The following is a 12,663-nucleotide window of genomic DNA, read 5'->3' on the forward strand; positions in this document are numbered from 1 at the left end:
GTCCTTTCAAGGTCGGGAGGGGGCGTCCGGCCGCCCGGCCGGGACCCGGGTGAGCAGCGACAGGCATCCGGCGGTCACGGCGTCGTCCCGCAGCCGGGACGGGCGGCCGTCCATCGCCGCCGTCGCCCGCGCCCGCCGGAAGTACAGGTGGGCGTCGTGTTCCCAGGTGAACCCGATCCCGCCGTGCACCTGGACGAGCGCGTCGGCGGCGTCCGTGAACGCGTCGGACGCTTCGGCCTTCGCCAGCAGGACGGACTGGTGGGCGGCGTCGCGGTCGGCGTCGGTGCCGGCCGAGTCGATCGCCTTGGCCGCCGCGAGGACGAGCGCGCGGGCCGCGGCGATCGCGATCGCGACCCGGGCGCAGCGGTGCTGGATCGCCTGGTAACCGCCGATGACCTGGCCGAACTGGGTCCGGATCTTGGCGTACCCGGTCATCTGGTCCAGGCAGCCCTGCGCGCCGCCGACCTGCTCGGCGGCGAGCAGCAGCCGGGCGACCTGCCGCAGTTCGTCCGCGGGTGCGGCCAGCACGGTCGCCGGGGCCGCCGTCAGGTCGAGGTCGGCGGGCCGGGCGGTCAGGTCGGCGGCCCGGACGGGACGGTGGGCGACCCCGTCGCCGTCCAGCCGGACGAGCACGGGGAGCGTGCCCTGCGGCGAGTCGGCCATCGTGAGCAGCAGACCGGCGGACATGCCGTGGGTGACGGCGGGCACCAGGCCGGAGACGCGGCCGTCCGAGAGCGCCGCCCGGGGCCGCCGGGCGGCGAACGCCTGCGGGACGCCGATGATCGCGCTGCCGTCCAGGAGGTCCTCGGTGCCGTCCGGCAGGTCCGTGCCCTGCCGGTTCAGCACCCAGGCCGTCAGGACGGACGCGCACGCCGGGCCCGGGTAGAGGCGGGCGCCCGCCTCTTCGAGGGCCGAGGTCAGGTGGGCCAGGCCGAGGCCGAGGCCGCCCGCCGTTTCCGGGGCGGCCATGGCGACCAGGCCGACCTCGCCGGCCAGCGACTTCCAGCGGCCGCGGTCGAAGCCCGGGGCGGACGTGTCGTCGCGCAGCGATCGGGCCTCGTCGAGCCCGTCGGCGAAGTAGGCGCGCAGCGCCGACCTGACCTCGTCGGGGCTGAGCAGTTCCTCGGTCACTTCGCCCAGCCTCGGTCGGCGAGCCAGCCGGTGATCGTGCCGACGGCTTCGGCGAGGTGCGGGCGCTGGTCCTTGCCCGAGTAGTAGTGGTTCGCGCCCTGGATGGTGCGCATGGTCTTGTCCTCGTGCCCGACCGCGTCGTAGAGCCGCCGCGTGTGGCTGGGCGTGCAGGCGTCGTCGGCGGAGTTGCCGATGACGAGCGTGGGGATCTCCAGGTCGGCGGCGCAGCGCAGGCCGTCGCCGTTCGCGTCGTCGTAGCTCCACTGCGACAGCCAGCTCCGCAGGGTGGAGAAGCGCGCCAGTCCCACCGGGCCCATGTTCACGATCTTGGGGTCGCCCAGGTAGCACCAGCCGGGACGCCGGTCGTTGGGGTCGACGGCGGGGTCGAGCCAGCGCGGGTCGGCCATGGTGCCGTGGGTGACGAAGCCCCGCTCCTCCAGGGGGCGCCCGCTGCGGCGCAGGCCGTCCAGGGTCTCCTTGACCCACGCGGTGATCCGCCGGTTCCGGTCGATCTGGGCTCGGCGGTACCGCTGGAGGAACTCTTCGCTGTACGGGGCCCGGTTCGGGTTGTCGGGGTTGTAGAGGTCGAGTTCGGGGTCGCGCTTCTCGGGGTCGCGCTCGTCGAGGATGGAGGCGTCCATCCATTCGGTGAGCGTGCCGTGCCGGCTGATGTGCGCGGCCAGCAGCATCAGCCCGTCGGCCGGTTGCAGGCCGAGCTTGGTCAGGTCGGGCGCGTCACCGGCGGGGGTGTGCGTGACGGTGGGCGACTGGGCCTGCTGCTGGTAGTACAGCGACAGGGAGCCGCCGCCGCTCCAGCCGCCGAGGATCACGTTGCGGTAGCCGAGCCGCTCGCGGGCGTCCCGGATGCAGGCGCCCAGGTCCTGGACGACCTTCTCCATGATGAGGGCGCTGTCCGTGCCGCGGTACCGGCTGTTGCAGTAGATGACGTGGTGCCCGGCCCGGGGCAGGGCGTTGGACATCGGCAGGTAGGCGCCGCCGCCGATCGGGTGCATGAACACGATGACGGTGTCGGACGGGACGTCGCGCGGCTTGAGCAGGTAGCTCTCCAGGACGACGTCTTCCACGACGCCGCCGTAGGTGTCCTGGAAGTCGGACTTGTCCTCGAAGACCACCAGGTACGGGATGCGGTCGTACTCGTGGCGGGTGGTGGTGCTCATGACTGCGCCTCCTTCTGTGCGGCGTCGAGAAGTTCCGGGGCGGGGACGAGCCGGCGCCGCGTGTCGATCGCGATGACCTTCCACTCCACGCGTTCGTCGACGTCGAAGCGGCGGCGCGACCGCTCGCGGGCGCGTTCGGGAATGCCGTGGTGGATGCCCTGCGGGACGTGCGAGATCAGGCCCTCGGGCATGTCCACGCCGAACACGTTGCCGCCGTGGTAGAACGCGATCTCGTCGTAGTCGACGTTGCGGTGGTACCAGGGGATGCGTTCGGTCCCGGGGACGCCCTCGGCCGGACGCGGCAGGAAGTTCATCACGTACACGCCGGTGGCCTGCATGAACAGGTGGACCGTGGGCGGCAGGTGGACGCTCTCGGACGTGATGACGTCGTAGTCGTCGATGTTGAACGTGAAGGCGAAGTTGTCGCCGCGCCAGCCTTCGGCGTCCAGCGGGTGGTTCGGGGTGAACAGCGACGTCCGGCCGCCGAGGTGGCGCAGCCGGATCTCGTGCTCGTCGCGCCGCGGCTCCTCGAAAACCTCCGGCTCGGGGACGGTGATCAGGGCGGGGTCGTACGGGAAGTACCGGCCGTTCGAACCCGCCGCTGGCACCCGGAACTCCTCCCGCGCCTCGACGACGAGCAGGTGCGACGGACCGTCCGGGACCTGCCGGTACGTGGTCGACTTCGGCAGGTAGACGTAGTCGCCCGGACGGTACGGCAGGCGGCCGAACTCCGTCTCGAAGTGTCCGGTGCCGCGATGGACGAAGACGAGTTCGTCCCCGTCGACGTTGCGCTCGTAGAACGGCGCGGCCTGCGTGCGGCGGCTGAGCAGGATGCGGCAGTCGTCGTTGGCGAACAGCGGCATCGGTTCCCCGGCGGCGTCGTGGAGGTCGCCGGGTTCGAGGGTGCCGGTCAGGACGTCCAGCGGCCGCAGGTCGCCCTCGACGCGGTATCTGGACGGGTCGTTGCGGCGGTAGAAGAAGGTGGTGCGGCCGGTGAAACCGGACCTGCCCATCTCGTCTTCTTTCAGCCCATCGAGGTCGCGGTGGACTTGCCGCGGGGTGGTTCCCTTGCGCAGTTGAATGAAGGATTCCATCGTGTGCCGTCCTTTGGGCCCGTTCGGATTCAGGCCGGTCGCATTCAGGCCGGTCGCGTCGCGGCGGGGCGTGGCGGCCGGGGCAGGCCGAGGCCGCGCTGGGCGATGATGTTGAGCTGGATCTCGTCGGTGCCGCCCGCGATGTGCAGCGCCGGGGCCCCGAGGACGAACTCCGACCAGGCGTAGGTGTCGGGCTCCCCGGCGTCGGTGAACGCGTCCTCGCCGAGGACCTCGGCGGCGAGCGCCGCGATCTCGTCGACGGCCCGGGTCATGAGCATCTTCAGCACCGATCCCGACACCGGCGCGAGCCCGTGGCCCCACGAACCGTCCGGCAGTTCGGCCGCGGCCCGCATGGCGGTGACGGCGGCGACCGTCCGGGCGATCTGCGGGCGGTGGACGGGGTCGGCGGCGGCCTTCAGCCGCTCGGCCAGCGCAACGAGCCGTTCCAGCACGTACGGGCTGACGGGGCCGTCGTCGCCGGTCATGGTCTCGCGCTCGCTGCCGAGGCTGGTGCCCGCGACCCGCCAGCCCTCGCCGACGCCGCCGACGCGGTGCGCGTCGGGGACTCGCACGCCGTCGAGGAAGACCTCGTTGAACGCGGAGCCGCCGGTCATCTGCCGGATCGGGCGGACGGTGACGCCGGGGGCGCGCATGTCCACCAGGAACATCGTCAGCCCGCCGTGCTTGGCGGCCGACGGGTCGGTGCGCACCAGCGCCTCGCCCACGTCCGCCAGGTGGCCCATCGACGTCCACACCTTCTGGCCGGACAGGATCCAGTCGTCGCCGTCCCGGACGGCCCGGGTGGTGACGCCCGCCAGGTCCGAGCCGGCGCCCGGTTCGGAGAACAGCTGGCAGCCGATGATGTCGGCGCGGTAGAGCGCGGGCAGGATCCGCCGCCGCAGTTCGGTCGTGCCGTGCGCGTCGAGCGCGGGCGCGACGATGTGCAGCCCGACGAACAGCATCTCCCGGGACGGGAAGCCCAGCTCGCCGAGCAGGTCGTCGACGACCCGGTCGTGCTCGCGGCCGAGGCCGCGCCCGCCGCAGTCGGCGGGGCCGCTCGGCCAGGCGAGCCCGGCGTCGAACAGCCGCGCCTGCAGCTCCCGGGCCCGCTTGACCTGGTGCTCGTACCCTTCGCCCAGTTCCTCGACGGCGGCGATCCGGTCGGACGAGCGGCGCCGTTCGGCGAGCCCGGCGTCGGCGAACTCGCCCGCGATCGACCGCAGGAAACGCTCGGCCTCGGCGCGGAAGGCGTCCACGCCGACCGGGCCGGTGGAGTCGGTGGGGTCGGTGGGGTCGGTGGAGTCGTCAGTACTCGGCACGGGCTCAGTCCTTCGCGAGGCCGGCGAGCTTGAGGGCGAGGGCCTTGGCGTCGTCCATCGGGTAGTGCTTGCGCGCGACGAGGCGCTGCGCGTAGAGCCCGCCTCCGGACTGCAGCATGGTGACGAGCTGCCAGCCGCCGTACGCGTCGGCGGTGAAGTCGCGGATCGCGTGGAAGAGGCGGGTGCGGTACTCGCCGTCGACGCCGTCCTTGGTCCGCATGTACTTGCGGATGAAGGGGCCGACTTCCGCGTGCTCCAGGTCGCTGATGGACGGGGCGGTGACGATCGCGCCGCCGCCGATGTCGTGCAGGTGCCGGATCATCGTGCTGAACTCGGCGGCGCCGTAGTGCTTCGCGGCGTTGGTGAACAGTTCGCTGGGGAAGTACCAGCCCTCGGGGCTCGCCTCGGCGTTGGCGATGGCCGCCTCCAGCGAGCCGCGCACCAGCGTGGCGTACATGACCATCTCGGCGATCTTCTCGCGGACGTGCGAGACGCGTTCGGTGCCGTTCGCCTCGGCGATGAGCTGCGCGAGTCCCACCAGGGTGTCGCCGTACTCGGCCAGGTGCGCGGTCCCGCCGAGGCGCTCCCACAGGCCGAGGGAGTGCGCGAACGTCGCCGAGTGCTCGATCTCCCCGGCGAGGAACACGCGCTCGTTGGGGACGAAGACGTCGTCGAGGATGACGAAGCCTTCCGGCATGTTGTGCCGGGAGCTGACGGGGAAGTCCGCCTCCCGCTCGCGCGGCGCGTAGCTGGTGTTGACGATCGTCACGCCCGGGGCGTTCACCGGGATGGCGCAGGCGACCGCCCAGTCCTCCTCGCCCGGCTTCATGTTCTTGGTCGGCATCACCACCAGCTCGTGGCTCACCGCCGCCGAGGAGATGTGCAGCTTCGCGCCCCGCACCACGATGCCGTCCGGGCGGCGCTCGACGATCCGGGTGTAGACGTCCGGGTCCTCCTGGGCGCTCGGGGGGAGCCGCCGGTCGCCCTTGGCGTCGGTGATCGCCTGCACGCAGCGCAGGTCGTTGTTCTTGCAGTGGGCGAAGTAGTCCTCGATCCGCCGCGCGTACTCGGGGTTCGCGGGGCGGATCCGGGCGGCCGCGGTGAGCAGCGCCAGCAGGCCCTGGGAGGTGGTCACGGTGACCATGTCCCAGTGCAGGAGCAGTTCCAGGATGTCTTTCAGTTCCGTGGGACTGTGCGGAATCTGGAAGTAGGGTCCGCTCGCGTCGTCCCCCGGCCGGTGGTGCCGGTCGTATCCCTCGCCCACGAGCTTGAGGGCGGTGGCGAACTGCGGATGGTCCGCCAGGTCCTTGACGTACTCGCCTTCGGCGACGATCCGCCTGCCGTCGTCGAGTGAGGCGAGGTACTCCTCCCCGGTCATCATCGCCATCGGTGCGTCCCTTCGGGTGTGGCGGTTCGGTGGCGCGGCGGGCCGACGCCGCTTCCTCAATACTGATGCTAAATTCAGTTTTAGTCAACGTGTCGGAGCGGCGCGCTGAATGCGGCATCACTTAGACTCGGTCGCTCCACCACGCGCGGGAGCCGACGTCCCGCCGTCATCAGGAGGGTTGGAGGATGACCACGAGGCCGCCCACGCCGAAGGGACAGCGGACCGAGGCGGCGTTCCTCGAAGCCGCGCGGAAGGTCTTCGCCGAACAGGGCTACTTCAACGCGAAGATCGCCGACATCGCCGCGGCCGCGGGCAAGTCTCCGGGCTCGTTCTACAACTACTACGAGAACAAGGAAGAGCTGCTCCAGGCGCTGCTGAAGCAGTTCTCGCTGGAGGTTCTCGAGAACTCGTTCCGCGACCAGAGCGACGACCCGATGGAGGGCATCCGCGCCGCCGTCCGGGCGTACTGGACCACCTACCGCAAGTACCTCGCGGAGATGGTGGGCGTGTTCCAGATGTCCATGACGGACGAGGCGTTCGCCGAACGGTGGCGGGAGCATCGCGCCATCGGCATCCGCGTGGTGCGGGCGGGGATCAGGAACGCCGAGAAGTCGGGCCACCCGGCCGGAGTCGCGCCCGGGCTGCTCGCCTCGGCGATCGTCTCGACGCTGGAGTCGTTCTGCTGGGTCTGGCTCGCGGCGGGCGGCGACACCGACGTGGACGCCCCGGACGAGGAAGCCGCCATCGAGACGCTCAGCCTGCTCTGGTACCGCACGGTCTACCACCGAAGCCCCGGGGAGTGACCCCCGGGGCTCGTCCGCGCCGTTAGCGGTTCAGGGTTCGGGTCATCCCTGGGCGACGGTGTCCGCCACGGCCGCCTCTCGGGCGGTGTCCTCGGCGGCGGCCTCGGCGGTGTCCTCGGCGGTGTCCTCGACGAGGCGTGAGCGCAGGACCTTGCCGGTCGCGTTGCGCGGCAGTTCGCCGACGATCCGGATCAGCTTCGGCACCTTGTAGCCGGGCAGGTGCTCACGGCAGTACGCGCGGACCTCGTCGGACGTCAGGCCCGGGGTCCGCGGCACGACCGAGGCGCACACCCGCTGCCCCCACCGCTCGTCCGGGACGCCGTACACCGCGCACTCCTGGACGGCCGGGAACCGGACGATCGTGTTCTCGACCTCGGCGGGGTGCACGTTCTCGCCGCCCGTCACGATCATGTCGTCGGACCGTCCGCGCACGTAGACGTAGCCGTCCGCGTCGACGTAGCCGATGTCGCGGCTGTTGAGCCAGCCGTCGACGATCGTCCGGGCGGTCGCCGCGGGATCGCCCAGGTAGCCGCGGGTCATGCTGGGCGCGCGGAACCACAGCTCGCCGGACTCGCCCGCGGGCAGTTCCGCGCCCGTCGCCACGTCCCGGACGCTGAGGTCGACGCCGGGGCCGGGACGCCCGGCGGACGCGAGCCGCTCGGGGTGCGCTCCGCCGGGCCGGTGGTCCGCGGGGAACAGGAAGCAGAGTCCGCCGCCGCCCTCGGTCATCCCGTAGACCTGGCCGAACTCGCAGCCGAGCGCGTCGATCGCCTCGTCCAGCAGCGCCCCGGCGATGGCGGACGTGCCGTAGCCGACGTGCCGGAGGTGCGGCAGCGGCGTCGGTTCGGAGCGGAGCCGATCGAGGACGGCTCTGATCAGCGCGGGCACGAGGATGACGTGCGTGATCCGCTGCTCCGACAGCGTGCGGACGAGCCCGGGGGGCGTCGCGTCCGCGGAGAGCACCTGGGTCGCGCCGATTTCGAGCCCGTATTGGATCCAGGTCGCGCCCGCCGCGTGGAACACCGGCGGGACGATCAGCAGCCGGGAGTCGCGGCCGAACCCGTGCACGTCCGCGTACCGGAGGGTGCTCGCCACGGCCTCGTGGGTCAGCGGGACCACTTTGGGGGCGCCGGTCGTGCCGGAGGTGTAGTAGATCAATGCCTCGTCGCCCGGCAGCGGGGCGAGCCGTTCGCCCGCCGGCTCGTCCGGCCACGGCAGGGCGGCCTGGTCGAGGATCCGGCAGCGGTCCGCGGGCATGACCGACGGCGCGATGTCGGCGAACTCGGCGCCCGCCACCAGGTAGGCGAGGTCGACGGCCCCGGCCGAGGCCGCGAGGCCGGGGACGGGCAGGCGCCAGTTCAGCCCGACGAGCGCGGCTCTGCGGCGCCACGCGCCGAGCAGCGTCACCGGGTAGCCCATGTCGTTCTTGCCGAGCCAGCCCACCCGGTCACCGGGGCCGATTCCCCGCCGTTCCAGCAGGCCGGCGGCGCGGTCGGCGGCTTCGTCCAGTTCGCGCCAGGTCAGGTCGCGGTCCCGGCCGACGAAGGCGATGTCGTCCGGACGGGCCGCGGCGTGTGCGCGGACGGCGTCGTCCACGGTCCACGCGAGTTCGGCCACGCTCTCGGTCATGGTCGGTCACCATCCTTGATCGCAGGCCGCTCGGAGCACGCCGTCGGCCGTCCGGGACCCGGTCGTCGTCACCCGGGACACGCCGGCCGGCGCACCTCGGGATGTTGATCCTAAGTTCAGTTTCAAGATGTGACAAGACCCACTCGGACCCGATTGCGGAGTCGCTCCGATTGTGGCGCCAAGAGGTAGGCCCAGGTCAAGCCCTGCCCGCGTCCCGGCCGGAGCCGTCGAGAGCGGCGTAGCGGCCCCGGTAGAACAGCAGCGGCCGGTGTCCGGCGGAGCCGGAGAGCGCCACCACCCGCCCGATGACGATCTCGTGGTCGCCCCCGGCGTGGACGCTCTCGACCTCGCACTCGATGTGCGCCACGGCGCCCTCGATGCGGGGAGCGCCGGTCTCGCCGGGGCACCACGCGACCTCCGCGAACTTGTCGTCCCGCCGCTGCGCGAACAGATCGCTCGTCGCCCGCTGCCCGTCGGACAGGACGTTGGCGCAGAACGCCCCCGTGGCACGGATCCGGCGCCAGCTCACCGAGGTCCGGGACGGGCAGCAGGCGACGAGCGGCGGGGCGATCGACAGCGAAGTGAAGGACTGGCATGTGAAACCCGCCGGTTCGCCGTCCGGGAGGCCGGTGATCACGACGAGTCCGGAGGCGAAACGGCCGAGGACGTCACGGAAGGCGCGCGCGTCGACCGGACGGGCCGTCGCGGCGGTGGCGAGCGGGGCGGACGGGGTTCCTGCGGGCGTCGTCATCGGGATTCCTTCCACGGGGTTGACGAGGCAGCAGAAATGAAACTAACTTCAGTTCTAGTTTTCTTCAAGCCTTCCGATTGGGGCAGACATGGAACTGGGAATCCTCAGCCTGGGCGACCACCTCCCCGATCCCGGCGACGGGAAAAGGGTGTCGCAGGCCGAACGCCACCGGTCGATCGTCGAAATGGGCGTGCGGGCCGAGGAGCTCGGGTTCGCGATGATCGCGCTGGGCGAGCACCATTTCAACGACTACATCGTCGCCTCGCCGCAATTGCTCCTCGCCGCGATCGCCGAGCGCACCGAACGGATCCGGCTGGCCCCGGCGGTCGTGCTGCTGCCGATGACCGACCCCGTGCGGGTCGCCGAGGACTACGCCACCCTCGACCTGCTGTCGGGCGGGCGGATGGAGCTGATGGTCGGCCGCGGGATCTCGCCCGACCACTACCGCGCCTTCGGCTTCGACCCCGCGGAGGACCGCGCGAACCTCGACGAGAAGCTCCTGCTGCTGGACGAGCTGTGGTCGGCGGCGAAGCAGCCGGTCACCTGGACGGGACGGTTCCGCGCCCCGCTCGACGGGCTCACCGTGCAGCCCCGTCCGCTGCAGGCGTCGCCGCGGATCTGGATGGGCAGCGGGCTGAGCGAGGACTCGGTCCGCCGCACGGCGGAGCGGGGCAGGCCCCTGTTCCTGCCGAGCATCCTGCGCCGCCCGGAGAGCTACGCCGACCTCGTCGCGCTCTACCGGGAGATCATGGAATCGTCGGGCAACGGGGACCGCGCATTCGTCGGCGCGTGCAGCCATCTGCACGTCGGGCCGACGAGCGGGGCGGCCCGGGAGAAGTGGCGCCCGCATCTGCTGCAGTACGCGACCTGGGTGAACGGCATCCGCGGCGTCGACGCGGAGGTCGATTTCGACCGCGTCGTCGACGGCCCGGCCGTCTGCGGCAGCCCGGCCGAGGTCACCGAACGGCTGCTACGGATCAAGGAACTGCTGAACCCGGACGTTCACCTGTCGGTGTTCGACATCGGCGGGCTGCCGCACGACGACGTGCTGCGGTCGATGGAGCTGTTCTCCGCCGAGGTCATGCCCAAGGTCTCGGGTTGAGCGAGGGAGCACCGACGATGCGCACCACCGAAGCCCTGGTCCGCGGGCACGCGAAGCGGCGGCCGGACGCCGTGGCGTTCGCGGGCCACGGCGGGCCGCCGCTGACCTACCGGGACGTGGACGCCGCCGCCGACCGGATCGCCGCCGGGCTGGCGGCCTCCGGCGTCGGTCCCGGCGACCGGGTGGCCTGGCTCGGCCGCAACCACCCGGACTACGCCCTGCTGCACGTGGCGGCCGAACGCGTCGGAGCCGTCACCAACCCGCTCAACTGGCGGCTGTCCGCCCGGGAGCTGACGGCCGTGATCGCCGACGCGGGCCCCGCGGTGTTCGTCGTCCAGCGGGAGTTCGAGCCGCTGCTGCGGGACTCGCTGCCCGCAGGCTCGTCCGCGACCGTCGTGGTCGTCGGCGCGAGCGAGGCGGCGGACGGCTTCGACGCCTGGTACGGGGCCTTCCCCGCGGAAACGGACGGGCGGGGCACCCGCGCGGGCGATCCCACCCTGCTGTACTACACCTCGGGCACGAGCGGCCGGGCCAAGGGCGTCGTCTACGAGGCCGAACGCTGGGTCATGGCCCTCGACGCCCATCCGGGCTGGGAGTGGCCGGAGTCCCCGGTCCTGCTGATCGTCGCGCCGGTCTTCCATGTGGCCGGGGGCATGTGGACGATGTACGGGCTGCGCCTCGGCGCCCGGATGACGCTGCTCGCCGACGCGTCCCCCGCGCGCGTCCTCGGCACGCTGCGGGAGCAGGGCACCACGCACGCCCAGCTCGTCCCGGCGATGCTGCGGATCCTCGTGGACAGCGGGCGGGTCGGCGAGTACGACCTGTCCGCGCTGCGGCTGGTGGCCTACGGCAGCTCCCCGATCTCCCCGGCGCTGCTGACCGCCGCGCGGGACGCGCTGGGCTGCGACTTCGTCCAGGTCTACGGGCTGACGGAGACGGGCGGGATGGTCTGTACCCTCGCCGCCGAGGAGCACCGCGAGGCGGGTCCGCACCTGTCGTCGGCGGGCCGCGCGGTGCCGGGCGCCGAGGTCCGGGTGGTCGATCCGGTGGACCGCCGCGTCCTGCCGCCGGGCGAGGTCGGCGAGGTGGTGGTGCGGATGCCGTGGCTGATGGCGGGCTACTGGGGCCGACCGGAGCAGACGGCCGAGGCGGTGGACGCGGACGGCTGGTTCGGCACCGGCGACGGGGGCTACTTGAACGAGGCGGGCTTCCTCTGGCTGACCGCCCGCATCAAGGACATGATCGTCAGCGGCGGCGAGAACGTCTACCCGGCCGAGGTCGAGAACGTCCTCGCCGAGCATCCGCGGATCCTGGAGGCGGCGGTGGTGGGCGAGCCGCACGACCGGTGGGGCGAGTCGGTGCTCGCCGTCGTCGTCCCCCGTCCGGGCGCCGAGCCGGTGGCGGACGAGGTCATCGCCTTCTGCCGGGAGCGCCTGGCGCACTACAAGTGCCCGCTCCGCGTCCTGGTCGTGGACGCCCTGCCGCGCAACGCGTCCGGCAAGGTCCTGCGCCGGGAGCTGCGCGGGCCCCGCTGAGCGGCGCCGCCGCTCACTCGCCGGCGGGTTCCGGGGCCGGGTCCGGCGCCCGGACCCCGCCGGCTTCGGTGTGGAACACCGTCCGGTACCAGATCGCGGCCAGCGTGCGGATCGCCGTCTCGTCGTCCGGGGGCGGGACGTCGTCGTCGCCTCCGCCGACCATCCACACCCAGCAGAACGATTCGAGGGTGGACACCAGCGCGGACGCGAGCACCTCGGTGTCGAGGCCCGGCTCGTACCCTTCGGTGCGGGCCCTGGCGATGCCCTCGACGATGCTGCGGACGCCCGCGGCGCGGTTCCGCCGCCACCGGCGCGCGTACTCGGGGTCGGTCATCGACATCTGGAAGACCCCGATCATCTCGGGCAGGTACTTCCGGTAGCCGTGCCAGTAGGCGCGTACCGCCTCGACGATGTTCTCGTAGGGGTCGCCCTTGTGGTGCAGGCGGGCGGTCGTGCCCTGCACTTCGGACGAGAACTGGCCGAGCAGCGCTTCGAGCAGTTCTTCCTTGTTCTCGTAGTAGTTGTAGAACGATCCGGCCGAGCGGCCCGCGGCCTCCGCGATGTCGGAGATCTTGGCGTTGAAGTAGCCCTTCTCGGCGAACACCTTGCGCGCCGCCTCGATGAAGGCCGCCTCCGTTCGCCGGCCCTTCGGGGTGTTGGGCATTCCGCTCGGTCCTCCACAGGATGGCGTGGCCGTCCTGACGGCCGCCGTTACCGGTTCCACAACATTCTGA

At 72.0% G+C, this 12,663-nt stretch carries 11 protein-coding genes; 3 read left to right on the forward strand and 8 right to left on the reverse strand.

Annotated features, from left to right (window positions below; genetic code table 11):
- Window positions 1-6: 6 nt before the first annotated feature.
- Genes BJF79_RS24945 through BJF79_RS24965 form a run of 5 tightly spaced genes read right to left on the reverse strand, consistent with a single transcriptional unit; the run spans window position 7 to window position 6,109 of the window.
- Complete coding sequence (locus BJF79_RS24945) at window positions 7-1,131, reverse strand: acyl-CoA dehydrogenase family protein (RefSeq protein ID WP_158079285.1); 1,125 nt, start codon at window positions 1,129-1,131, stop codon at window positions 7-9.
- Entirely contained in the window at window positions 1,128-2,309 is a 1,182-nt protein-coding gene (locus BJF79_RS24950) for an alpha/beta hydrolase family protein (protein WP_075900901.1), read from the reverse strand. The genes BJF79_RS24945 and BJF79_RS24950 overlap by 4 nt, the downstream gene beginning before the upstream one ends.
- Complete coding sequence (locus tag BJF79_RS24955; protein WP_075900903.1) at window positions 2,306-3,403, reverse strand: homogentisate 1,2-dioxygenase; 1,098 nt, start codon at window positions 3,401-3,403, stop codon at window positions 2,306-2,308. Before BJF79_RS24955 ends, BJF79_RS24950 begins: the two co-directional genes overlap by 4 nt.
- A gap of 44 nt (window positions 3,404-3,447) precedes the next feature.
- Entirely contained in the window at window positions 3,448-4,722 is a 1,275-nt protein-coding gene (locus BJF79_RS24960; RefSeq protein ID WP_075900905.1) for an acyl-CoA dehydrogenase family protein, read from the reverse strand.
- A gap of 4 nt (window positions 4,723-4,726) precedes the next feature.
- On the reverse strand, window positions 4,727-6,109 hold the full coding sequence (locus BJF79_RS24965) for a 4-hydroxyphenylacetate 3-hydroxylase N-terminal domain-containing protein (RefSeq protein WP_075900907.1): 1,383 nt from the start codon (window positions 6,107-6,109) through the stop codon (window positions 4,727-4,729).
- Window positions 6,110-6,294: 185 nt separating this feature from the next.
- On the opposite strand from BJF79_RS24965, the gene BJF79_RS24970 reads away from it, so the two are divergent.
- Window positions 6,295-6,912, forward strand: coding sequence for a TetR/AcrR family transcriptional regulator (locus tag BJF79_RS24970; protein WP_075900909.1), 618 nt, complete (start codon window positions 6,295-6,297; stop codon window positions 6,910-6,912).
- 42 nt (window positions 6,913-6,954) lie between these two features.
- Here the strand turns inward: BJF79_RS24970 and BJF79_RS24975 are convergent, their stop codons facing one another.
- Both BJF79_RS24975 and BJF79_RS24980 read right to left on the reverse strand, forming a co-directional pair.
- The gene (locus BJF79_RS24975) at window positions 6,955-8,541 is read right to left on the reverse strand and encodes a class I adenylate-forming enzyme family protein (protein ID WP_075900911.1); all 1,587 of its coding nucleotides are present in this window, start codon (window positions 8,539-8,541) and stop codon (window positions 6,955-6,957) included.
- 196 nt (window positions 8,542-8,737) lie between these two features.
- Complete coding sequence (locus BJF79_RS24980) at window positions 8,738-9,292, reverse strand: flavin reductase family protein (RefSeq protein ID WP_075900913.1); 555 nt, start codon at window positions 9,290-9,292, stop codon at window positions 8,738-8,740.
- 88 nt (window positions 9,293-9,380) lie between these two features.
- Here BJF79_RS24980 and BJF79_RS24985 point away from each other — a divergent pair, with 88 nt between their 5' ends.
- Window positions 9,381-10,394: an LLM class flavin-dependent oxidoreductase gene (locus tag BJF79_RS24985; RefSeq protein ID WP_075900915.1), complete on the forward strand. Its 1,014-nt coding sequence runs from the start codon at window positions 9,381-9,383 to the stop codon at window positions 10,392-10,394.
- 17 nt (window positions 10,395-10,411) lie between these two features.
- Window positions 10,412-11,929: an AMP-binding protein gene (locus tag BJF79_RS24990; protein WP_075900917.1), complete on the forward strand. Its 1,518-nt coding sequence runs from the start codon at window positions 10,412-10,414 to the stop codon at window positions 11,927-11,929.
- Window positions 11,930-11,942: 13 nt separating this feature from the next.
- Here BJF79_RS24990 and BJF79_RS24995 read toward each other — a convergent pair whose 3' ends face one another.
- On the reverse strand, window positions 11,943-12,593 hold the full coding sequence (locus BJF79_RS24995) for a TetR/AcrR family transcriptional regulator (protein WP_075900919.1): 651 nt from the start codon (window positions 12,591-12,593) through the stop codon (window positions 11,943-11,945).
- Between the last annotated feature and the right edge of the window lie 70 nt (window positions 12,594-12,663).

This window comes from Actinomadura sp. CNU-125 (assembly GCF_001942465.1).
Lineage (GTDB): Bacteria > Actinomycetota > Actinomycetes > Streptosporangiales > Streptosporangiaceae > Spirillospora.